This window comes from Bradyrhizobium sp. (genome assembly GCF_016213215.1).
Taxonomy (GTDB): Bacteria; Pseudomonadota; Alphaproteobacteria; order Rhizobiales; family Xanthobacteraceae; genus Bradyrhizobium.
The window spans coordinates 55425-77738 of sequence record NZ_JACRAW010000046.1 but is presented as its reverse complement, the minus strand read 5'-3'; the positions used below and the strand labels follow the sequence as shown (position 1 = coordinate 77738).

Sequence of the window (22314 nt, the reverse complement as noted above, 5' to 3'; positions counted from 1 at the left end):
TGCGGCTCTTCGCCCGTCAGGCGGACGCGAGCGAGCGCCGATGCCTCGCCGCCTGCAGCAAGCCAGATGTCCTTGAGAATGGCGCCGGAACTTTGCATGGCCGTAGTGCTCCCCTTAACGTCGAGGCTCTGGCTCTTATCACGAAAGGGACGCCATGGCTGCCATCGATCCCCTCACCGCCGGCGCCGTGCTGCTGGCGACCGCCGCCACCGACGCGGTATATGTGATGTTCACCTCCGCCGTGGTGGCACGCAAGCGCGTGCCGGCCGCGACCTGGAGCGCGATCTGGTACCTGCTCTCCTCCTACGCCGTAATCAGCTACACCGAGAACGCTTTCTATGCTGCCTTCGCCGCGCTCGGCTCCTGGGTCGGCGCCTATGCTTCCCTCACCTTCCTGCACCGCCCGCCCGGCGGCCCGCCGGTTGGAGCTGCGCCGGAGTAGCTGTGAACGTCATGGCGAGGAGCGGAGCGACGAAGCAATCCAGACTGCAGTTGCGGAACGATTCTGGATTGCTTCGCTTCGCTCGCATTGACGGTGCTCAATGAAAATCCCGTGACGGCGGCAGGATGCGCACGTTGCGGGGATGGCGGATTTTTTGCGCGGGAGTATCAGCGTGATCGCGACGGTCGTCGTTGAGCGGCTCGATCAGCGCAAACCCGGCCGGCACGGGCGGCATTGAGCTTAGCGCGTCGTTGGAAAGGCCGACGAGATCGGAAGAGCGGTCGATCATCCGTTCGGCCACCAGATGCACGACCTTCTCGGGGCTGCTCTGGATCTTTCCTTCGACCAGGACCAGCCGCGCGCCCATCACCTCTTTCCGGAAGCGCTCCATCACCTTCGGCCACACCACGATATTGGCGATGCCGGTCTCGTCCTCCAGCGTCATGAAGACGACGCCGTTGGCGCTGCCCGGACGCTGCCGCACCAGCACCACGCCGGCGCAGCGGACATATTGCCGGTCATTGGCATCGGACACCTCCGCACAGGAGACCACCTTTTCGCGCGCGACCTTCTCGCGCAAGAATTCCATCGGATGCCCTTTCAGCGACAGGCGGATGGTCTGATAGTCGGCAACCACCTGCTCCGACCGGGGCATCGAGGGCAAGGCTTTGGCGTTCTCGTCCGGCAGCTCGCGCGCGGTGGCAAATTCGAACAACGGCAGCGGCACATCATCGGGCAATCGCCGCACCGCCCACAACGCCGCACGGCGATCGAGCCCGAGCGAGCGGAACGCATCGGCATCCGCCAGCAAGATCAGCGCGCGCTTGGGCAGACCGGTGTCGCGGGCGAAATCCTCCAGCGACGTGAAGGGCCGCCGCCGCCGCGCCGCGACGATGCGGTCGGCCCAGTCGGTTGTTTTCGCGTCCTCATGTTGCGGCGGCGGTGCCACACCTCTCCCATAGGGAGAGGTCGCGCCGAAGGCGCGGGTGAGGGGCACCGTCTCTCGAGGGACCTGAGCCCCCTCACCCGATTTGCTGCGCAAATCGACCTCTCCCGGTCGGGGAGAGGTGGGCCGAGATCGCGGCGAAACCGGTTCAACCAAAGAACATTCCTCGGACGCACCCCGGAATGACCGTTGAATTTGTTTCAGCTTCTCCTCGTCCGGATCGATCCAGTGGAAGCCGTCGATCTGGCGAAAGCCGAGCCGCACCGCGCAATATTTGCCGTCTCGCTCGTTCTTTGAGCATGATCCGTTTCGGAAAACCGGCTCCCACTTTTCCGGATCATGCTCCAGCGTGTTCTGCGCGAAGCTGAACGAGACGTCGATCTCGCGCACCTCGACCCCGTTCTTGCGGGCATCGCCCACGATCTGCGCCGGTGCATAAAAGCCCATCGGCTGCGAATTGAGCAGCGCACAGCAGAACGCGTCCGGATGATAATGCTTCAGCCAGGACGAGACATAGACGAGCTGGGCAAAGCTCGCGGCGTGGCTCTCCGGAAAGCCGTAGGAGCCGAACCCCTTGATCTGGTCGAAGCAGCTCTTGGCGAACGCCGGGTCATAGCCGCGGGCGATCATGTTGTTGACCATCTTGTCTTCGAATTTGCCGATGGTGCCCAGATTGCGGAAGGTCGCCATCGAGCGGCGCAACGCGTTGGCTTCCTCGGAGGTGAATTTCGCCGCTTCAATGGCAATCCGCATTGCCTGCTCCTGGAACAGCGGGACGCCGAGCGTCTTGTGCAGCACCCGCCGCAACTCGTCCGCATCGCCGTGCTCGGGCGACGGCGAAGGATAGGTTACCTCCTCCTTCCCGTTCCGCCGCCGTAAATAGGGATGCACCATGTCGCCCTGGATCGGACCGGGGCGCACGATCGCCACCTCGATGACGAGATCGTAGAACACCCGCGGCTTCAGCCGCGGCAGCATGTTCATCTGCGCCCGGCTTTCGACCTGGAACACGCCGAGCGATTCACCCCGGCACAGCATGTCGTAGACCGGCGTATCGTCCTGCGGGATGGTCGCGAGCTCCCAATGCTCGCCCTTGTGGTTTTCGATCAGGTCAAAGCATTTGCGGATGCAGGTCAGCATGCCGAGCGCCAGCACGTCGACCTTCATCATGCTCAACGCATCGACGTCGTCCTTGTCCCATTCGATGAAGGTGCGATCCTCCATCGCGGCATTGCCGATCGGCACATAGGTGTCGAGCCGGTCCTGCGTCAACACGTAACCGCCAACATGCTGGGACAAATGGCGGGGAAATTCGATCAGCTCGGAGGCGAGCTCGACCGCGAGGCTGATCATGGGATTGTGCGGATCGAGCCCCGCCTGGCGGACCTGCATGTCGTTGAGGCCCTTGCCCCAGCTCCCCCACACGGTATCGGCCAAAGCCGCGGTGACGTCCTCGGTCAAGCCCAATGCCTTGCCGACATCGCGGATCGCGCTGCGCGGCCGATAGTGGATGACGGTGGCAATGATGGCGGCGCGGTGTCGTCCATAGCGCCGGTAGACATACTGCATCACCTCCTCGCGCCGCGAATGCTCGAAATCGACGTCGATGTCCGGCGGCTCGAGCCGCTCCTTGGAGATGAAGCGCTCGAACAACAGGTCGATCTTGGTCGGATTGACCGAGGTGATGCCGAGCACGAAGCACACGGCCGAATTGGCCGCCGATCCCCTGCCCTGGCACAGAATGTCCTGCTCGCGTGCGTAATGCACGATATCGTTCACGGTGAGGAAGTAATGCGCGTATTTCAGTTTCCGGATCAGGCGCAGTTCCTTGTGCAGCACCTTCCTGGTCCTGGGCGGAATCCCGGCCGGAAATTTGCGGTGCGCGCCCACCCAGGTGAGGTCTTCCAGATGCCGCTGCGCGGTCTTGCCCGGCGGTACCGGCTCGTCCGGATACTGATATTTGAGTTGATCGAGCGAGAACTCGATGCGGTCGGCAAAGCGCATGGTTTCCGCGATCGCTTCGGGCAGGTCGCGAAACAGCCGCGCCATTTCATCGGCCGGCTTGAGATGCCGTTCGGCATTGGCCTGAAGGTGCCTGCCGATCGTCTCGATCGTGGTCTTCTCCCGGATGCAGGTCAGCACGTCCTGCAGCGGCCGGCGCCCGGGATCATGGTACAGCACCTCGTTGGTCGCGAGCAGCGGCACCCTGGCCTTGGTCGCGATCTCATGCAGGTGCGCCAGGCGCCGCCGGTCGTCGCCGCGATAGAGCAGGCTTGCGGCAAGCCAGACGCCATCGGCGCGGCTATCCTGCAACCGGTTCAGGATGTTCAGCGCCTTGGCCGCCTCAAAGCGATGCGGCAGCGTCAAGGCCAATAGCTGGCCTTCGGCAAATTCCAGGAGATCTTCGAGCTTAAGATGGCACTCGCCCTTCTCCGCCTGGCGCTTGCCGCGGGTCAGCAACTGGCACAGCCGGCCGTAAGCGGCGCGATCGTGCGGATAGGCCAGAATATCGAAACTGCCGTCGATGAAGACGAGGCGCGCGCCGATCAGAAGCTTCGGCCTGCAGCTCAGCTCCGGATTGTCCAGCTCGCTATAGGCGCGCACCACGCCGGCCAGCGTATTGTGATCGGCGATGCCGATGGCGGGAAGGCGCAGTTCGCCCGCCTGGTGCACATATTCCTGCGGATGCGAACCACCGCGCAGGAAGGAGAAATTGGTGGTGATGCCGATTTCGGCGTAGGACGGCTCGGTACGGGGTTTCATGCGAACAGCCCGTGCACGAACCAGTTGGCGGCAATAGGCTTGCCTTCGTCGTCTACGAGCTCCCGGTCGTAAAGACCGTCGCGATAGATCCAGAAGCGCAGGCCGTTTTCGTCCTCGACGCGGAAATAATCCCGCGTCAGCACCTGCCCGTCCTGCTTCCACCATTCCATGGCGATGCGCTCGGGTCCCTCCACCCGCACGACGGAATGGACCACGCGCCGCCAGGTGAAGTGATGCGGCGGGCCGTCCGGCACGGTCGCGAACGGCACCTTAATCGGCTCCGGTCTTTCGAACAGCCGCAAGGGCCGCGCCGGCGGCTCTCCCGGTGCATGCGCGGGCCAGTCGGCTACCGTCGCGGCGGCCAGATGATGCTGCGCGGGCGCCGCCAGCACCGCGCGCTCCGGAATATGCGTGTCCTGCGGCAGGTGCACGAGAACGCGTTTGCCGCCGATGCGCGCGGCGATGCGGTCGATCAACGCGGCGACCTCGTCGCTGTCGTGTACGCCATTTTGTCCTTGGGCATCGAGATTGCGCTGCTCCCGCACCACGATCTCGGTGCGGCTCGCGGCAAGGCGAATGAGATCGAAGCCGAAGCCGGGATCGAGCGGGTCGGCGAGCGCCTCCAGCCGTTCGCGAAACAGGCGATCGACCACCTCGGTGCGCGTCACCGGCCGGCCGGTCTCGACCACGATCGCGCGCACCGCGCCGTCGGTGCGGAAGAAGGAGGCCTCCAGCCGCCGCGCGCCCTTGCCCTGCCTTTCCATCGAGGCGACCAGCGTCCCGGCCAGCCGCGACAGCGTCAACGAGATCATATTCTCGGTGGCGATCGGCTCGGCAAAGCGCTTCTCCACGATGTAATCGGGTAAGGGCTTGCGCGGGCTGATCGGCGCATCGCCCTGCCCCAGGGCATGCGCCAGCAGGGTGGAGAACTTGGTGCCGAACCGCGCGGTGATCTCGTGCGGAGAGCGCGCCGCGACATCGCCGATGGTCTTCAGGCCCGCGCGCCGCAGGCCGACGGTGATCGCCTCGTCGGCGCCGAGGGCGGACACTGGCAGCGGGCTTGCCGCGGCGGCCTCCTCGCCGGCGGCAACGATGTAGCCGCTGGCATGACGTGTCAGCGTCCGCGCGCAGACCGAGGTGCCGGCGATGGCGGCGCTGACGGCAAAGCCCTGCCGGCTCAAGGCTTCGCACAACGCCCGCAGCAGCGCAGCTTCGCCGCCGAACAGATGCGCGCATCCGGTGATGTCGAGGAACAGGGCGTGCGGCGGATCGAGCGCCACCAGCGGCGTGAAGCGATCGCACCAGTCGGCGATGTAATCAAGCGTTTTGGCATCCGTCGCCACATCGGCGTCGTACACCTTCAGGTGCGGACAGACGGCGCGGGCATTGGCCAATGGCTGGCCGACATGCAGGCCATAGCGCGCAGCGGCCTCGTCCAGGGAATGGATCACAAGCGCGTTGTTTTCCTTGGCGACGACGATACTCGGCTCATCGCTCGTTTTATCCGGCCCGTCGTTGACCGTTGATAATTGCCGCTTGATGCGGTCGATGGGCAGGCGCGGCAGCCACAGGCTGAGGATACGTCGCCGGTTCGCTGAAAAGGCACTCATCACATTTCCATTCCATGATCCAACGCCCGACCGGGCCATGACGATTGCGAACGAGTTCGGCATCGAACCGAGGTGCGCCCCACGCGCTTCCTTGCGCGCCCGGCGGCGAATGCGCCGCGCGCAAGATCCACCTGGTTTCCGCGGTCGAGGGCGACGGCCGTGCTGACATCCGCAGCAACAGGCCAGTAACCCCTGAGGCTTGCGCGGCGAGCGTCAATTTGCGACTGGCGACGAGATCGAACTGCCTGGTCTCGCCCCAGAGCTCGAGCACGACCGCGCCGAGCGCGGCGCAGGCAAGTGAGTCCGCCGCGGTCCGCAAGGCAGCTTCCACGTCGGTGGCGCGCACTGTCACCAGGCAGCACGGATCAACGCCGAGCTCGGCAAGGCCGCTCATCGACAGCGCGCCTGCTTCGCGTTCGGAAAAATCCTGGCGCACCCACAATAGAGGCCGACGCGCGGTCACGCGTCCCGCCAGGCCGACCACGAAGCCGGTCGCGGCCGCGCCCTGGTGACCTTCGGAAAACACTTCGTGGATGGCAGCTTTCGCGAGCCCGCCCTGCAGCGCGCTATCGGCTTCCGGGTGGCCGAGCGCGATCCGGTCGAGAAGATGCCCGACGCCCGAGGTCTCGATGCGCTCGATATGGCCGCGCAAGGTCGCAAGCGCGCTTGTGCGTGCGCCGCTCATGCTCGCCGCTCCTTCGAAGGATGGTGGCCAGTGGCTCTTCAGAAGAACCAACGACTGGCTCATTTGTTCATGATATGTTCTAATATAAAGCTAACAGGCCGGCCCGAGTCAACCGTGTTCGCGCCGCCTGAAATTCATTAATAAAATCAATATGATCCGCCATGAATTGGATTGGTTTCAAACCGCACCGTCATGGCCGGTCATCACCAGAGCAGAGGAAGCATCAAAATGCCTCTCATCACCCTGGACAGCCAAACCGATTTCGGCACTTGGCGGAAGGCCGCGCGTGCGCTCGCACTCGATAACGTCCCGCCAACGGACGTGACCTGGACCGTGCAGGGCCGCGCGCCCGGCCCGTCCGCTTCCCCCGCCCCCGTGCCGCCTGAAACGGGCGAAGGGACCTTCAACGTCAGCGCAAAATTCGTCGAGCTCGCCCAAGCGGCGATCCTGCACCGCGATCCCGACCGCTTTGCGGTCCTCTATCGGCTGCTGTGGCGGTTGAAAGTCGATCGTGATCTGCTTGAGATTGCGACCGATCCCGACGTTTCGCAGGTGACGGCCATGGCGAAAACGGTCCATCGCGACGCGCATCGGATGCAGGCCATGGTCCGTTTCCGCGAGATCGGACGCGACCGCAAATCGCATTACGTCGCCTGGTTCGAGCCCGAGCACCACATTGTCGAGTTCACCGCCCCTTTCTTCGCCCGGCGTTTTGCCGACATGCCGTGGTCGATCCTCACGCCCGACGTTTGCGTCCATTGGGACGGCCACGTGATTTCATTCACGCCCGGGATCAGCAAGGCCGAGGCGGAGATCCGGCGAGGTTATATCCAGCCCGCGGGACCAAGGACGAACGCAACGCTGGCAGAAGCGCCGCAAAGGCAGTGGAGGAACCCGGCGGAAGCCTCGATACTTGAACCGCTACTTGCGGATGCGGCCCGCTGGACCGGAGCAGGGATCACGATGAAAGCCGGCGCGGAACTCAAAGTTCGGCAGGAGGATTCGATGAGACGCAAGGCCGAGGCTTACGATCTTGAAGTGCTGCGCGAAGAGGCCGCCACCTGCCGCGCCTGCCATCTCTACAAGGACGCGACGCAGACGGTATTCGGCGAAGGTCCGCAGAACGCTTCCATCATGCTGGTCGGCGAGCAGCCCGGCGACAAGGAAGATCTCTCCGGCAAGCCTTTCGTCGGCCCCGCCGGCCTGATGCTCGACCGCGCGCTGGAAGAGGCCGGCGTCGACCGCAAGAAGGTCTACGTCACCAATGCGGTGAAACATTTCAAATTCGTGCCGCGCGGAAAGATCCGCCTGCACCAGAAGCCGAACACGCCGGAGATCAAGGCCTGCCGGCAATGGTATGAACGGGAGCTGGCGGCGATCAGACCCAGTCTCGTGGTGGCAATGGGCGCGACCGCCGCCCAATGCGTGTTCGGCAAGATCACGCCCATCAACAAGAACCGCGGGCGGCTGATCGATCTCGATGAAGGCGTCAAGGCGCTGGTGACCGTGCATCCGTCCTATCTGTTGCGGCTGCCGGATCCGGAATCGAAGGAGCTCGAATACAAGCGCTTCGTCGACGACCTCAAGATCGCAGCTGGCTTGCAGAAGAAATCGGCACGGGCGGCGTAAGTTTCGCGCTCAAGGACTGCTCCCTCTCCCCGCTTACGGGGAGAGGGTCGGGGTGAGGGGGATTCTCCGCAGAGGCGCTCGCGGAGAGTCCCCTCACCCGGATCGCATCGCGATGCGATCCGACCTCTCCCCGCAAGCGGGGCGAGGTGATCGAAACCGCCGCTCAAGCGTTCACAACTGCGGCTCACGCCGCCATCGTGTTTTCCACCAGCTTGATCCAGTAGGACGTGCCGTAGACGATCGCCTCGTCGTTGAAGTTGTAGGCGGGATGGTGCAGGCCGGCGCTGTCGCCATTGCCGCAGAAGATGAAGGCGCCAGGGCGAGCCTCCAGCATGTAGGCGAAATCCTCCGCGCCCATCAGCGGCGGCGTCTCATGCACATTGGCCTCGCCCGCTATTTCCCTGGCGACCCGCAGCGCCGTCTCCGTCTGCGCGGCATGATTCCTGGTGACGGGATAGCCGCGCTCGTAGGTCAGATCGATCTTGGCGCCCGTGATCTGGGCCACGCCCGCAACTACCTCGGCCACCCGCTTCTCCACGAGCTCCCGCACCTCCGGCGTCAGCGTGCGCACGGTGCCGTGAAGCTCCGCCGTCTGCGGGATCACGTTGCGGGTGTTGCCGGCGTGGAATTCGCAGATCGAGATCACGGCGGATTCCAGCGGATCGACGCTGCGCGAGACGATCGACTGCAAAGCCGTGACGAGCTGCGCGCCCACCAGCAGGGAATCGATACATTTATGCGGACGGGCCGCGTGGCCGCCATGGCCTTCGATTTTGATGTCGATCGAATCGGTTGCCGCCATGATCGGGCCTGACCGGATCGCGAACGAGCCGACCGGAATGCCGGGCCCGTTGTGCATGCCGAAGACCTGATCGATGCGGAAGCGCTCCATCAGGCCGTCCTTGATCATGGCAGCAGCACCCGCGCCGCCCTCTTCGGCCGGCTGGAAGATCACGGCCACTTCGCCGGCAAAATTCCGCGTCTCGGCGAGATAGCGCGCGGCACCGAGCAGCATGGCAGTGTGTCCGTCATGGCCGCAGGCGTGCATCAGCCCGGGATTTTTCGAGGCGTATGGCAGACCGGTCTGCTCCTCGATCGGCAGCGCGTCCATGTCGGCACGCAGCCCGATCACCTTGAAGTCGCCATTGGCGGGCTTCCTGCCCTTGATCACCCCGACCACGCCGGTCTTGCCGAGCCCCGTCACCACCTCGTCGCAACCGAATTCGCGCAGGCGATCGGCCACGAATGCTGCGGTGCGATCGAGCTCGTAAAGTAATTCAGGATGCTGATGGATCTCGCGGCGCCAAACCTGGATGTCCGCTTGGAGGTCGGCAACGCGGTTAACGATGGGCATGAGAAGTCTCGGCTTTCCGGTTTGGTTGAACGCCGTGTGTAGCATGCATATACCGTTCCGCCCAAGCCCGGGCAGGAATGGTGGGCACCAGTATTCCAAAGGATCATGCTCAGCCAAAGCGCTTCGAAGCGCTGTACAGGGCTGCGCCGCAGGGATATGGCGTTCAAAAAAGCGTCAGGTGGGTTGATGAAGCGGCTTGAGGGTGAGTTTGACTATATCGTCGTCGGGGCCGGCACCGCCGGCTGCATTGTCGCGAACCGGTTGTCGGCCGATTCCCGCAAGCGCGTGCTGATCCTGGAAGCCGGCGGCGGCGACAACTGGATCTGGTTCCACATCCCGGTCGGCTACCTCTTCGCTATCGGCAATCCGCGCTCGGACTGGATGTTTCGTACCGAGGCGGAGCCCGGGCTGAACGGCCGTTCCCTGGCCTATCCGCGTGGCAAGGTGATCGGCGGCTGCTCGGCCATCAACGCCATGATCTCGATGCGTGGCCAAGCGGCCGACTACGATCACTGGCGCCAGCTCGGGCTCACCGGCTGGGGCTATGACGACGTGCTGCCGCTGTTCAAGCGGCTGGAGGACCATTTCCTCGGGGAAAGCGAGCATCACGGCGTGGGCGGCGGCTGGCGCATCGAGGCGCCGCGGCTGTCGTGGCAGATTCTGGACGCGGTCGGCGACGCCGCCCAGGAAATGGGCATCAAGCGGATCCCGGATTTCAACACCGGGGACAACGAAGGAATCAGCTATTTCCACGTCAACCAGAAGCGTGGCCGGCGCTGGTCGGCCGCGCGCGGCTTCCTCAAGCCCGCACTCGGCCGGCCCAACCTGCGGCTTGAGAAGAACGTCCTGGTCGACCGCCTGGTGATCGAAGACGGCCGCGCCGTCGGCGTCCGCTTCATTCGGGGCGGCGAGGTCGTCGAAGCGCGCGCCAAAGGTGAAGTGATTCTCTCGGCCGGCGCCATCGGCTCGATCCAGGTGCTGCATCGCTCCGGCATCGGCCCCGCCGATTGGCTCGCGCCGCTCGGTATCGACGTCGTGTTCGACCGGCCCGGCGTCGGCCGCAACCTGCAGGACCATCTGCAGCAGCGCGCCATCTACAAGGTCGAGGGCGCGCGCACGCTGAACGAAACCTACTACTCCCTGTTCCGGCGCGGACTGATGGGGCTCGATTACGCCTTCCGGCGCCGCGGGCCGCTGACGATGGCGCCCTCGCAGCTCGGCATCTTCACCCGCTCCGATACAACCCGTGACCGCGCCAACATCGAGTTCCACGTGCAGCCGCTCTCGCTCGACAAGTTCGGCGATCCCCTGCACCGCTTCCCCGCGATCACCGTCAGCGCCTGCAACCTGCGGCCGACCTCGCGCGGTACCGTACGCATCCGCTCAGCTTCGCCGCAGGAAGCGCCGTCGATCGCGCCCAATTATCTGGCAACCGCCGAGGACCGCCAGGTGGCAGCCGATGCCATCCGCGTCACACGCCGCCTGATGAAGCAGAAGGCGCTGGCTCGCCATCGCCCGACCGAATACCTGCCAGGCCCATCGGTCGGCGAGGATGACGCGTCGCTGGCGAAGGCCGCCGGCGACATCGGCACCACCATCTTCCATCCGGTCGGCACCGCGAAGATGGGCAGCGCGAACGACCCCATGGCCGTGGTCGACGAGCGTCTGCGCTTCTTCGGCATCGATGGCTTGCGCGTGGTCGACGCCTCGATCATGCCGACCATCACCTCGGGCAATACCAACACGCCTACAGCGATGATCGCCGAGAAGGGTTCGACGATGATCTTGGAAGATTCTCACAGCCGCTAGGCACACATGATCATTCAGCGCCGCCTTTCGATCGGGCCTGTCAATGAGCGCATTGCGCTGGTGCAGTGGGCCGAGGGGGATTCGTACAAGCCGCCCGCACTTTTGGTTCACGGCACGGCCTTCGTGGCCGACGTCTGGGACGAGGTCGCGCGCAATCTTGCATCGACTTACACGGTGTATGCGCTCGATCGCCGTGGCCACGGTGACAGCCACAAGCCCGCGATGAACCTCTATCATTTCCAGGATTACGCCGAAGACGTTTGCAGGGTGATCGAAGCGCTCGATCTGCGGGACATCTATGGGATTGGACACAGCGCAGGGGCGACCGACCTGCTGCTCGCCGCAAGACTCCTCCCCGGGCGTTTCTCGCGCCTTTTCGTGATGGAGCCGACCGTGATGGACCCGCGCAAGGCGCGCGATGCGTCGGCAGGATTGAGCGAGTGGGCACGCTCTGCCGTGCAGGGCGTGCTACGCCGCCAGGCCGAGTTCGACAGCTTCGATGCGGCCTTCAGGCGTTACCGCGCCGCGCCGGCGTTTGTGGATTGGACCGAAACCTCGCTCTGGGCGTACGTCCGGCACGGCTTCGCGCGCCTGGAGAATGGCCGGGTGCGGCTGCGGTGCACGCCCGAACTCGAATCGGCCATTCTGCGCCCGATCTTCGAGGCCATGGAGCAGGTCTACGCCGGAGATGCACGCGGCAACCCCTTCGCGTGGCTCGCCGAGATCGACTGCTCCGTGCGCGTCGCTACCGCCGAAAAATCCTGGCCGATCTACAAGGAGATGGCATCACGGGCTGTGTCGCTCATTCCGCGCGCCAGCGAGTGGAAATTCAACGGGATCGGCCATTGCGTGGCGCAGGAAGCGCCGCAACTCCTGTTCCACGCCCTGCAAGATTTTGACGGGCGAGGCGGAATAAGCGCGTAGGGCACGATCCGGAATCCCTTTACTGTGGCGCTGCAGTGCGACTGCGTCCCACACACGGGCTCAATCCCGGATTTCGCTGCGCTCGAACCTGACTCCGCCGCTAGTCCTGCGGAGGAAAGCGCTCGAAGAGGGGCAGTTCATGCACGCGCTCCATCCAGCGAATCCGGTCGGCGACCTGGATGTGCATCGTGGCCGGAACGGCATCGGGATCATCGTAAGTAGCGCTCTGGATATCGATGATGCCGGGCATCATGTTCGCGTTGGTGTAGAAAAGACCGGTACCGCAATCCGGGCAAAAGTGCCGCCGGCCGTGTTCTGAAGATTCGTAGACCTTCGGCTCCCCACGCGTCACCTTGACCGCGTCCAGCGGGTACATCGCCCAGCCGACCATCGGTGCCCCGGCATGGCGTCGGCAATCGGTGCAATGACAAAGCGCATGCACCATCGTATCGCCCTCCACCTGATAGCGAACAGCGCCGCAATGACAGCCGCCGGCGATGCGCATTCGTTCCTCCTGGGCTGTGACCACCGAGGCAAAGCGATTGCCGCATTGAAGTTCCGCTTGCGAGACTTACTGTCCTGCGCTCGCAACGACGGATGACGTCTCGCTCAAGCCGACCGCCTCATCGCGTTGTCGACCAGGGTCTTGCCGAGCGACCAGATCGCGCCGGGGACCTTGTGGCTCGCGGCGATCACGTCGTCGAAGGCCTTCTCGATCCAGAGGCAGTCTTCCTCGGTGATCGTCAGCGGCGGCAACAGCTTGATGGTGTGGCTGCCGTGACCGGAGACCTGCGTCAGGATCTTGTGATCCTTGAACAGAGGCACGGTGATGAGTTGGCAGAACAGGCCCTTGTTGGCGGTCTCCAGCACGTTCCATGACGCCTTCAGCCGCAGCGATTTCGGCGGACCGAATTCGACCCCGATCATCAATCCCTTGCCGCGCACCTCTTTGAGCAGCTCATAACCCGGCACCATGCGCGTCAGCGCCAGCCGCAGCTCCGCGCCGCGCTTGGCCGCAGCGTCTATCAGTTTCTCCTGCTCGATGACTTCGAGCGTGGCAATGCCGGCTGCCATCGCCATGTCATTCTTGGAGAAGGTCGAACCGTGCACCACCGCTCGGTCCATCTGGTTGAAGATCTTGTCGAAGATGTTCTTGCGCGTCAAAAGCGCGCCGACCGGCACATGGCCGCCCGACAGCGCCTTCGAGAGCAGCACCATGTCGGGCTCGACGTTCCAGTGCTCCACCGCAAGGAAGCGCCCGGTGCGGCCCATGCCGGTCTGGATCTCGTCGGCGATGAAGATGGTGCCGTATTTCTTGCACAGTGCGGCCGCGCCCGGCAGGAACTCGTCGCTGGGCATGTTGACGCCCTTGCCCTGGATCGGCTCGACGATGAAGGCCGCGACTTCCCGCGAGGACAGCGCCTGTTCCAGTGCCGCAAGATCATTGAACGGGATAGCGGTGCAACCGGGCAGAGTTGGCTCGAATCCGGAGCGGAAGTTTGCATCGTCGTTCAGCGACAGCGCGCCATAGGTCAGGCCGTGGAAGGCGTGAGAGCAGAAGACGATGCCCGGCCGCCCCGTCGCGCCGCGCGCGAACTTGATCGCTGCCTCGACCGTCTCGGAGCCCGAGTTGGCGAAGAACACCTTGTCGAGGTAGGGCATGTACTTGAGCAGGCGCTCAGCGAGCACGCCCGCGAGCGTGGAAAGATCGAACTGCACGAGGTTGGGCAGATCAGCGTCCAACACGCTTTTCAGCGCATCGCGCAGCACGGGATGGTTGCGCCCGATCGCAAAGACGCCGAAGCCGCTGAGCAGATCAAGATAGCGCTCGCCGTCAGGGTCGAAGAGGTACTGGCCCTGCCCCTTCTGAAATCCCACGTCGTATCCGATGGTTCTTAGGACGCGGACGAGTTGCTCGTTCAAATAGCGCGAGTGCATGGAACCGCGCTGCGCGTGCCGCTCCGCGAAGATCCCGGAAACGTCTAGATTTGAACCTGGCATCCGCTACATACTTCGGTTGTTGGCTGTTTGGTCAACAGAAAAAACTTCGTGCGGCCTTTTGCCCTTTTTCGGACCATCTTCGCAAGCACAGCTTTCATTCATGTTGCACTGCCGAGGGAAAATCATGCGTTCGATCATTTACTCCGGACTTATACTGGCGAGCTGTTGCACGACGTTAACAACGGCCCTGGCGGCGGACCCCACCGGTGATTGGCGCGTGGCGGACGGCGTGGCCAACATCCGGGTTGCGCAATGTAGCGGCAGCATGTGGGGCGTGATCTCCTGGGAGAAGACGCCGGGCGGTCGCGATGACAACAACCCCGATGTTTCAAAAAAGGACAGGCCAACCCTCGGTATGCCAATCCTGCTCGATATGAAGAAGAAGCCCGGCGCCGACCAGTGGGAGGGCCAAGTCTATAACGCCAAGGACGGGCAGCTCTACAGCTCGACGATTACGCCCATCGGCACCGACCAGCTCGAAATCAAGGGCTGCGTACTGGGCTTCCTGTGCGGCGGCGAGACCTGGACGCGCGTGGGGCCGCCGATTCCATCGAGTCCCGCCAACAGCCTGGCCAAGGGCGCGCCAAAGACGACCGGCCCGGCGCCCAAGATGGCGACCGGCGCCCCCGCCCCGAAGACCACCGGCTCGGCAAACCCTTCCGCCAAGGCCGGCCAGAAAGGCCAGCCGGCCGACGCCGTCGGCGATATCTGTCTACTCCCCGATCTCGCGGGGTTTTCCCATTAGCGCGGGCTGAAACAGCAGGACCGCGGCGAGCGTCGTCAGCAGCGAAAGCGCAAGCAACTTTCCCATGCTGGATGTGCCGGGATGGCTCGACAGCCACAAGCTGCCGAAAGCGGTGGCCGTCGTCATGGCGCTGAAAAAAATCGCGCGCGTGAGGCTCGTCTGCAGCAGGTTTGTCCTGCCTGACCGCCAGGCCACGACATAATAGATCTTGAACGCGACGCCGACGCCGAGCAGCAGCGGCAGCGCGACGATGTTGGCGAAGTTCAGCGGCAACCCGATCAGCACGCAGATTTCCATGGTGACCGCGCCAGCGACCAAGAGCGGCACCAATGTCATGGCGACGTCGGTGATCCGGCGCAAGGTGATCCACAGCAACAGGCCGATCACGAGAAGCGCGTAGATGCCGGCGTGAACGAACGCGCTGACGACGGTATCGCCGGACTTGAGGATCGACACGGGACCGCCGATCGCGGTCGGCGCGGCGGCGAGGACGGCTGCCGCGAACTTGCGCAAGGTGTCGTTGTCGTTCGGATCGCCGCGGGGCAGAGCCTGGACACGGATCAGCCCGTCCTTGCTCTTCCAGTCCGCGACCAGCTCGGGCGGCAGCGTCTTCAGGCTGACCGGCTCGGCCTGCGTGGCGTTCTTGAGCTGATCGAACATGATCTTCATCGGAACGACGAAGATCGCCTGCACCTTGTTGCGCATCTGTTCGTTGGAGTCCGCGAGCTTCTCGAGCGCGTCGGCGAGACGCCGCGAAGCGACGGCACCCGGGCCTTTGCCGTCGCCGGCGGTCCTGCGCAGGTTGTCGACCGAGGACTTCAGCGATTCAACGTTCTCCTGGTCCGAAGGCGATGGATCGATCGAATCCGGGTTGAGCGCGGGACCAAGGACCTTGGCCCCCTGCGCAATCAGCTTCAGCTTCGGCGACTGATCCGGCGGCACAAGACTGTCGAGCGACATCACGCGCAGCACTTCCGGCAGCTTCTCCAGCTTCGCCGCGACCTGCCCTGCCTCCGCTTCCGATTGCGTCAGCACGTTGATCGCGTTGGCACCCGTGTTCGGATCCTTGCGCAGATCGAGGAAGGTCGCGATCGACTCGGCGTTCGGATTGCGCAGGTTCATCGGGTTGAAGTCGAACTTCATGTAGTAGAGCAGCGGCAGCCCCGCGAGCGCCACCAAGAGCGTGCCGGCAACGATCGGAACGCGGTGCCTCTCCAGAAAGCGATCAAGCGGCGCCAGGAAGGCGTAGCCCACCGGCTCGCTCTCGCCGGGCGGGTTGAGCAGCTTGAGCAGGGCCGGAAGCACCGTGATGCTGGTGATGAACGCCACCAGCATGCCCATACCGGCGATCTCGCCGAGCTCGGATATGCCCTTGTAGTCGGTCGGCATGAAGCACAGGAAGCCGGCCGCGGTCGCCATCGCGGCCAGCGACAGCGGCACCGCCGAGCGCTTGGCCGCCTGGGCGAGCGAGAGGTCGAGGTTGTCGTTCTTGAAGCGCTCCGAGCGGTAGCGCACGCTGAACTGGATGCCGAAGTCGACGCCGAGGCCGACGAAGAGGACCGCGAACGCGATCGACAGCAGGTTGAGCGAGCCGACCAGCACCAACCCGAGCGCCGTCGTGATGGCAAGGCCGATGAAGAGGTTGACGAACACCGCGAAGATGATCTTGGCCGAATGCAGCGCGAGCCACAGGATGAACAGCACCACGACGATCGTGCCGATGCCGTTCACGATGGCGCCCTCCTGAACCGTCGAGTATTCCTCGTTGGCGATCGGCACCGGTCCGGTCAGCCGTACCCGCGCCTGGTACTTGCCCGGAAAGTCGAGCTCTGCTGCCGCCTGCCGGATCGCGTCGGTTGCCGCCCTGCCCGGCTCAAGCGCTTTATAGTCGAGGACCGGCTTGAACTCGATGAAGGCGCGCTTGTCGGAGTCGGTCAGAGGCTTGTCGCTGACGAGCTCGCGCCAGGAAAAGGTGGCGTTGCCCTTGGCAAGGGCTGTCTCGACCGTCTGCGCGATCAGGTTGAACGGCCGCTCGGTACCGTCGAGCTTCACCTGCCCGCGCTTGACGCCGGCCAGCCCGGTCTCAAGCGCACCGGTGAGACCCCGGATGGAGGGATCACCCGCCATGATTTCGATCAGCGGCGCGGCGGATTCGAACTGTCCGGTGAGGCTGGCGACCTCGTCGACCGGCAGGAACAGCAGCCCGTTCCTCTCGAAGAACTCGCCGCTTCCGAGCTGGGCAAGCGATTGAAAGTGCGTCTTGTCGCCCTTCAGCCTGTCGGCGAGCGCTGCGGCCGCCGCGGTCGTCAATTCGGGCGTCGCGCCCTCCACGACCGCCAGGATGGTGGACTCGCGATCGAAGGCGCGTTCGAACTGCTGGTCGCGCTGGCGCCAATCGAGCTTGTCCGAGATCAGGGTGTTGATGTCGGTATTGATGGAAAAATGGCGGGTCGCGTAGAACCCTGCCGCGACCGCAAGGACGAGCCCGACGACGAGGACCAGCTTGGCAAAACGGGTGCAGGTCCTGACGATCGATATGACAATACCTGTCAGCACATCTCTTCTTTCTTGTTTGTGGTGTTAACAGCCGGGCGAAACGCCGGCTGTCCATCGGGGTTCCGGAACAATCCAATGCTGTTTCAGGTGGTTTTGGCCCCAAAGGGGGCGGAGAAATGGCAATGCTTTGCGGGCCGCTGGTATAGCCGGGATTGACAGCGGGTAAAGTGACGAACAAGTGAGGGGAGCCGGGAACCCTGCTTTCCCGGGATAAATTAACCTATTATAGTACCACGCGCCGTAGCTTGCCTCGGGCGGGACAACTGGATCCGCCTTTCCTATCCGACGTTTTCTTGAGACAAAGCCCTGTGCGTCCATGCGCTTAGGGCAGAAAAAGCTCTGATCCAGCGCAAATGCTGGAACCAATGGTGCGGTTATTGCCACTAATTTGCGGGGCTGGGGTGCCGCCGGGAACATAAACAATTTGGTGCAACTTGCGTAATGGACATCCAATGGAAGTTTTTCTTGCGCAGCCGCGCGGGTTTTGTGCGGGAGTGGTGCGCGCGATCGAGATCGTCGAGCGCGCCCTCGAGAAGTACGGCCCGCCCGTCTATGTGCGTCATGAGATCGTGCACAACAAATACGTGGTCGAGAGCCTCAAGAACAAGGGTGCGATATTCGTCGAGGAACTGTCGCAGGTTCCGCCTCGCGCAGTGACCGTGTTCAGCGCCCATGGCGTGGCGCGCACGGTCGAAGAAGAGGCGGCCGAGCGCGGCTTGGCCGTGCTCAACGCCACCTGTCCCCTGGTCACGAAGGTTCACAATCAGGGGAAGCGGTACATGTCGAAAGGCCGGGCACTGATCCTGATCGGCCATGCCGGCCACCCCGAGGTCGAGGGCACCATGGGCCAGGTCCCTGGCCCCGTGCTCCTGGTCCAGAGCGTCGAGGACGTGGCGGAACTGACGCTGCCCACCGACACGCCGGTCGCCTACATCACCCAGACGACGCTGAGCGTCGACGACACCAAGGACATCATCGCCGCGCTCCAGGCGCGATTTAGCGACATCCAAGGTCCCGACATCCGGGATATCTGCTATGCGACACAGAACCGACAAACTGCGGTAAGGGACCTAAGCAAGCTGGTCGACGTCATCCTGGTGGTTGGCGCGGCCAACAGTTCCAACTCGAACCGGCTCCGCGAGATCGGCACCGAGGCCGGAGTCGCGAGTTACCTCATCGCCGACGGCAGCGAGCTCAATCCGGAATGGCTGAAGCACGCCAAGGCTGTCGGTATCACCGCTGGCGCCTCCGCCCCCGAGGTTCTCGTCGATGACGTGATTGAAGCGTTGCGGCGCATCGGACCGGTCAAGGTCTCGGTGCTGCCCGGCCGGGAAGAAAACATCGAATTCCGCTTGCCTGCCGAACTCGCGGCAAGCTGACCCACCTGACGAAGAAACCCAGAAAGAAAACCGTAATGGCAATCCCGTTCTTGAAGGAAATGCGTATCGGCGGCTATTTGCTCAAGCAGAAACTGCTTGGCCGCAAACGCTATCCGCTCGTGCTGATGCTGGAGCCGCTGTTTCGCTGCAATCTCGCCTGCGCCGGCTGCGGCAAGATCGACTATCCCGACGCGATCCTCAATCGCCGCATGACTGTGCAGGAGTGCCTGGACGCCGCGGATGAGTGCGGCGCGCCGCTGGTGGCCATTCCCGGCGGCGAGCCGCTGATCCACAAGGATATCGGCGAGATCGTGCGCGGGCTCGTTGCGCGCAAGAAGTTCGTCTCGCTGTGCACCAACGCGCTGCTCCTTGAGAAGAAGCTCGACCTGTTCGAACCCTCGCCCTACCTGTTCTTCTCGGTGCATCTCGACGGCCTGCGCGAGCATCACGACAAGGCTGTCTCGCAGAAGGGGGTATTCGATCGCGCGGTCTCCGCGATCAAGGCGGCGAAGGCGCGCGGTTTTGCGGTAAACGTCAATGCCACGATCTTCGAGGGCCACTCCGCCGAAGAGATCGCCAAGTACCTCGACTTCTGCAGCGAGCTTGGCGTCGGGGTCTCGATGTCCCCGGGCTATGCCTATGAGCGCGCGCCCGACCAGGAGCACTTCCTCAACCGCGCCAGGACCAAGAAGCTGTTCCGCGACGTCTTCGCGCTCGGAAAGGGCAAGAAGTGGAATTTCATGCATTCGAGCCTGTTCCTCGACTTCCTGGCCGGCAACCAGGACTTCGAGTGCACGCCGTGGGGCATGCCGGCACGCAACATCTTCGGTTGGCAGAAGCCCTGCTACCTGCTCGGCGAAGGCTATGCGAAGACGTTCAAGGAACTGATGGAAACCACGGACTGGGATTCCTACGGCACGGGCAAGTACGAGAAGTGCGCCAACTGCATGGCCCATTGCGGCTACGAGCCGACGGCGGCCAATGCGGCGTTCAACAACCCGTTCAAGGCGATGTGGGTGGCGTTGCGCGGCATCAAGACCAAGGGCCCGTTGGTGCCCGAGATCGATCTCTCAAAGCAGCGCCCGGCGGAGTATATCTTCTCCGAGCAGGTTCAGAAGAAGCTGTCAGAGATCCGCCGCGAGGAGGCCCTCGCTGCCCAGGAGAAAGCCTCGACAGCCGCGTAAGGAGCGCAACGCGCGGTTGAAATCGATCCCCGTCGATACAAGCGCGTGCAGCGTGCGGGGGTTGCGTGCGACTCCGCGCAGCACCGTGGCGAGGTCGAGCTTGCCGTTCGGCTTGATCGCCGCTCGGGCGAGCGCAGGAAGCGCCCGATGGGCGGGATCGCTGATGACCCTGAGCGCCGCGAAAGGAAGCCCCGCCTCCGCCGCGTAGGCGGCGGCGATATGGCTTTCCATGTCCACGGCCGCCGCGCCCGTCTCCGAATGGAGCGCGGCCTTGCAGGATTGCCCCATCACGACTTCTTCGGCACCTGCCAGGCAGCCGCGCACGACGCGGCGACGGCCGGAGGTGAGCTTGCTGATCAGGCCGTCACTCAATGAAATGCCGGCGGCCCAGCGTGCGTCTCCGGCGAGCACCTCGGTGGCGACGACGAGATCGCCCGTCCTGAGCGTCGGATCGAGCCCGCCGGCGACACCGAACGAGATCACGCCGCGGATGCTTGCGGGATCGACAACCGTCAGAAGCGCGCGCAATTGGCGCGGACTGCTACTGCTGCAGATAACGGCCATTCCAGGCCCGGCTGCAATGCGTGCCTCCTGAACGAGGCCGGTCACGATAAGGATTGGTCGCGAGTCAATGGCATTGACCGCCGTAAGTTCGTCCCCCGTCCCGAAATCCACTTTCGTCCCCTAGCACCCTGCTATCGCTATCCTCAAGTTTCCTTGTCGCGCCAGCACCGCCCCAAGCGGAAAGGTTCTCGTAACCGTATAGCGCACTCAAAACGCCTGAGAAAAGCCCGCAGCCACAACTATCGGTGGCCGACAGGCCTTTTCTGCCGGGTGTGGCAATCGGGCAGGCCCCGGTGCCCCTCGGCTGAGCGACATACCTCGCCGCTGTCACGACAAGCAAAGCCCATGCCGTGGGTATGAGAGTGGGTGGGTGGTTTGTTTGCGCCGAGGTCGCCAGTGGTAACGAGCGGCTCCACACCGCCGGCCCGGCGCGCTGCGTTTGGCACCGTTGTGCGGCTTAGCCCCGCTGGCGCGCCAGCACGAGGTCGGCGGCACGGTCTCCCGATCGCACCGATCCTTCGATGGTTGCCGGCAGTCCGGTATCGGTCCAGTCGCCGGCGAGGAACAGGTTCTTCAGCCCGGTGACTACCGGCCCGGGACGCAGGCCATGCTGCTCGGGGGTGGCGGCGAAGGTGGCGCGGCGCTCGCGTACGATCTGCCATGCGGGCAATTCGCCGGCCACGCCCCCCGCCTTGCAGACATCCCGCCAGATTGCCTGCGCGAGCTCCTCGCGCGGCATGTCGACCAGCCGGTCGCCGTTGCTGATGGTCACGGAAAGCCGGTTCGGAAACGCGAACAGCCATTCGACCACTCCGCCGATCACGCCCAGAATCGGAGGCGCGCCAGGCGGCGGATCGAAGCGGAAATGCGCGTTCACAATGGCGCGAAACTTGGTCGGCGTCTTCAGGCCCGGAAGCAACGACGATGCGGCGCGCGGCGGAACGGCCATCACCACCGCGTCGTCGGGCCCGATCGCGACGGTATCGCCGCCGCCAAAATCGAGGGTGCCGATTCGCTCTCCCGAAGCCGCGAACTCGCGCAGCTCATGGCCGAACTGGACCGAGGCGCCCTTCTCCTTCAGCAGCTTTACAGCAGGCTCGATCAGGACCGCGCTCAAGCCGTCGCGCGCGATCAGCGGCCGGCAGGCCTGCCCGCCCGCGAGCAGCGTCTCCCTTACCACCGCGCCGGCAAGCCCGGCCGAGCCTTCCGGCGGATCGACATTGAGCGCAGCGAGCAGCAGCGGCTGTACCAGGCGATCATAGAGCGTGCCTTTGCAGGGAATGGCGTTACCCACCAAGGTGCTTTTCGATGCCCAGACCAGCGGTGCCAGGGCGAGATAGTCGCCCAGCGTCGTGTCGGGCACGCGCTTGGCCTCGTCAAACACCCACAGCGGCAAACGGCTGTCGCCGAGGTCGAGTTGCCAGCGCTGACCGGTCGTGAGGTCGACGAAGGGAAACTGGGCATGCTTTGGCCCGACCAGACCCGCCTCGCTGCCGATGGAGCGGGCATAAGCCAGGGCATGGCGGTTGCCGGACAACAGCAGGTGATTGCCGTTGTCGATGGTGAGATTGGTCGCGGCGTCAAAGTAGGACCGGCAACGGCCGCCGGCCTGCTGCGTCGCCTCGTGCACATGCACGTTGAAGCCGGCGTTGAGGAGCCGCACGGCAGCAGACAGGCCGGAAATTCCAGCGCCGATAATGTGGACGGATTTCTGCATCAGATG

16 protein-coding genes are annotated in these 22314 nt (G+C 64.1%); 7 read left to right on the top strand and 9 right to left on the bottom strand.

What is annotated here, in order from left to right:
- Nucleotides 1-154: 154 nt before the first annotated feature.
- Nucleotides 155-442 (top strand): hypothetical protein, encoded by a 288-nt coding sequence (locus HY852_RS09270; protein ID WP_291604224.1) that lies wholly within the window; start codon nucleotides 155-157, stop codon nucleotides 440-442.
- Between the two features lie 97 nt (nucleotides 443-539).
- Here the strand turns inward: HY852_RS09270 and HY852_RS09265 are convergent, their stop codons facing one another.
- From HY852_RS09265 to HY852_RS09255, 3 genes are read right to left on the bottom strand one after another with little or no spacing between them, the layout of a single operon-like run.
- A complete protein-coding gene (locus HY852_RS09265) occupies nucleotides 540-4151 on the bottom strand; it encodes an error-prone DNA polymerase (RefSeq protein ID WP_291604222.1) in 3612 nt (1203 codons plus the stop codon).
- On the bottom strand, nucleotides 4148-5761 hold the full coding sequence (locus HY852_RS09260; protein WP_291604220.1) for a DNA polymerase Y family protein: 1614 nt from the start codon (nucleotides 5759-5761) through the stop codon (nucleotides 4148-4150). The genes HY852_RS09265 and HY852_RS09260 overlap by 4 nt, the downstream gene beginning before the upstream one ends.
- Nucleotides 5652-6446, bottom strand: coding sequence for a DNA repair protein (locus HY852_RS09255; protein ID WP_291604218.1), 795 nt, complete (start codon nucleotides 6444-6446; stop codon nucleotides 5652-5654). The genes HY852_RS09260 and HY852_RS09255 overlap by 110 nt, the downstream gene beginning before the upstream one ends.
- A 228-nt stretch (nucleotides 6447-6674) precedes the next feature.
- On the opposite strand from HY852_RS09255, the gene HY852_RS09250 reads away from it, so the two are divergent.
- Nucleotides 6675-8075, top strand: a complete 1401-nt coding sequence (locus tag HY852_RS09250; protein WP_291604217.1) for a UdgX family uracil-DNA binding protein — start codon at nucleotides 6675-6677, stop codon at nucleotides 8073-8075.
- A gap of 184 nt (nucleotides 8076-8259) precedes the next feature.
- Here HY852_RS09250 and HY852_RS09245 read toward each other — a convergent pair whose 3' ends face one another.
- On the bottom strand, nucleotides 8260-9429 hold the full coding sequence (locus HY852_RS09245) for a M20 aminoacylase family protein (protein ID WP_291604214.1): 1170 nt from the start codon (nucleotides 9427-9429) through the stop codon (nucleotides 8260-8262).
- Between the two features lie 183 nt (nucleotides 9430-9612).
- Between HY852_RS09245 and HY852_RS09240 the strand changes: the two genes are divergently transcribed.
- Both HY852_RS09240 and HY852_RS09235 read left to right on the top strand, forming a co-directional pair.
- Complete coding sequence (locus HY852_RS09240; RefSeq protein ID WP_291604227.1) at nucleotides 9613-11238, top strand: GMC family oxidoreductase; 1626 nt, start codon at nucleotides 9613-9615, stop codon at nucleotides 11236-11238.
- A gap of 6 nt (nucleotides 11239-11244) precedes the next feature.
- Nucleotides 11245-12162, top strand: coding sequence for an alpha/beta hydrolase (locus tag HY852_RS09235; RefSeq protein WP_291604212.1), 918 nt, complete (start codon nucleotides 11245-11247; stop codon nucleotides 12160-12162).
- Between the two features lie 100 nt (nucleotides 12163-12262).
- On the opposite strand, the gene HY852_RS09230 is transcribed toward HY852_RS09235, so the two are convergent.
- Together HY852_RS09230 and hpnO are read right to left on the bottom strand one after the other, a co-directional pair.
- Nucleotides 12263-12667, bottom strand: a complete 405-nt coding sequence (locus HY852_RS09230; protein WP_291604210.1) for a GFA family protein — start codon at nucleotides 12665-12667, stop codon at nucleotides 12263-12265.
- A 104-nt stretch (nucleotides 12668-12771) separates the two neighbouring features.
- Entirely contained in the window at nucleotides 12772-14163 is a 1392-nt protein-coding gene (gene hpnO, locus HY852_RS09225) for an aminobacteriohopanetriol synthase HpnO (protein WP_291604208.1), read from the bottom strand.
- Between the two features lie 124 nt (nucleotides 14164-14287).
- Between hpnO and HY852_RS09220 the strand changes: the two genes are divergently transcribed.
- Nucleotides 14288-14908: a DUF2147 domain-containing protein gene (locus HY852_RS09220; protein ID WP_291604206.1), complete on the top strand. Its 621-nt coding sequence runs from the start codon at nucleotides 14288-14290 to the stop codon at nucleotides 14906-14908.
- Here the strand turns inward: HY852_RS09220 and HY852_RS09215 are convergent.
- Nucleotides 14876-17464, bottom strand: coding sequence for an MMPL family transporter (locus HY852_RS09215; RefSeq protein ID WP_291604204.1), 2589 nt, complete (start codon nucleotides 17462-17464; stop codon nucleotides 14876-14878). The two genes, HY852_RS09220 and HY852_RS09215, sit on opposite strands and share 33 nt — an antisense overlap.
- Nucleotides 17465-17916: 452 nt before the next feature.
- Here HY852_RS09215 and ispH point away from each other — a divergent pair, with 452 nt between their 5' ends.
- Nucleotides 17917-18843, top strand: a complete 927-nt coding sequence (gene ispH / locus HY852_RS09210; protein ID WP_291604202.1) for a 4-hydroxy-3-methylbut-2-enyl diphosphate reductase — start codon at nucleotides 17917-17919, stop codon at nucleotides 18841-18843.
- Between the two features lie 35 nt (nucleotides 18844-18878).
- Nucleotides 18879-20027 carry an adenosyl-hopene transferase HpnH gene (hpnH, locus tag HY852_RS09205; RefSeq protein ID WP_291604200.1) on the top strand — a complete coding sequence of 383 codons (1149 nt, stop codon included), beginning with the start codon at nucleotides 18879-18881 and terminating at the stop codon, nucleotides 20025-20027.
- Here the strand turns inward: hpnH and HY852_RS09200 are convergent.
- A complete protein-coding gene (locus HY852_RS09200) occupies nucleotides 19968-20702 on the bottom strand; it encodes a phosphorylase (RefSeq protein WP_291604198.1) in 735 nt (244 codons plus the stop codon). The two genes, hpnH and HY852_RS09200, sit on opposite strands and share 60 nt — an antisense overlap.
- 346 nt (nucleotides 20703-21048) lie before the next feature.
- On the bottom strand, nucleotides 21049-22308 hold the full coding sequence (hpnE, locus tag HY852_RS09195) for a hydroxysqualene dehydroxylase HpnE (protein WP_291604196.1): 1260 nt from the start codon (nucleotides 22306-22308) through the stop codon (nucleotides 21049-21051).
- Nucleotides 22309-22314 lie beyond the last annotated feature (6 nt).

Excerpts from the sequence above, each read along its gene's own strand:
- HY852_RS09270 (WP_291604224.1), top strand. The coding sequence starts at position 155 with ATGGCTGCCATCGATCCCCTCACCGCCGGCGCCGTGCTGCTGGCGACC.
- HY852_RS09265 (WP_291604222.1), bottom strand. The coding sequence starts at position 4,151 with ATGAAACCCCGTACCGAGCCGTCCTACGCCGAAATCGGCATCACCACC.
- HY852_RS09260 (WP_291604220.1), bottom strand. The coding sequence starts at position 5,761 with ATGAGTGCCTTTTCAGCGAACCGGCGACGTATCCTCAGCCTGTGGCTG.
- HY852_RS09255 (WP_291604218.1), bottom strand. The coding sequence starts at position 6,446 with ATGAGCGGCGCACGCACAAGCGCGCTTGCGACCTTGCGCGGCCATATC.
- HY852_RS09250 (WP_291604217.1), top strand. The coding sequence starts at position 6,675 with ATGCCTCTCATCACCCTGGACAGCCAAACCGATTTCGGCACTTGGCGG.
- HY852_RS09245 (WP_291604214.1), bottom strand. The coding sequence starts at position 9,429 with ATGCCCATCGTTAACCGCGTTGCCGACCTCCAAGCGGACATCCAGGTT.
- HY852_RS09235 (WP_291604212.1), top strand. The coding sequence starts at position 11,245 with ATGATCATTCAGCGCCGCCTTTCGATCGGGCCTGTCAATGAGCGCATT.
- HY852_RS09230 (WP_291604210.1), bottom strand. The coding sequence starts at position 12,667 with ATGCGCATCGCCGGCGGCTGTCATTGCGGCGCTGTTCGCTATCAGGTG.
- hpnO (WP_291604208.1), bottom strand. The coding sequence starts at position 14,163 with ATGCCAGGTTCAAATCTAGACGTTTCCGGGATCTTCGCGGAGCGGCAC.
- HY852_RS09220 (WP_291604206.1), top strand. The coding sequence starts at position 14,288 with ATGCGTTCGATCATTTACTCCGGACTTATACTGGCGAGCTGTTGCACG.
- ispH (WP_291604202.1), top strand. The coding sequence starts at position 17,917 with ATGGAAGTTTTTCTTGCGCAGCCGCGCGGGTTTTGTGCGGGAGTGGTG.
- hpnH (WP_291604200.1), top strand. The coding sequence starts at position 18,879 with ATGGCAATCCCGTTCTTGAAGGAAATGCGTATCGGCGGCTATTTGCTC.
- hpnE (WP_291604196.1), bottom strand. The coding sequence starts at position 22,308 with ATGCAGAAATCCGTCCACATTATCGGCGCTGGAATTTCCGGCCTGTCT.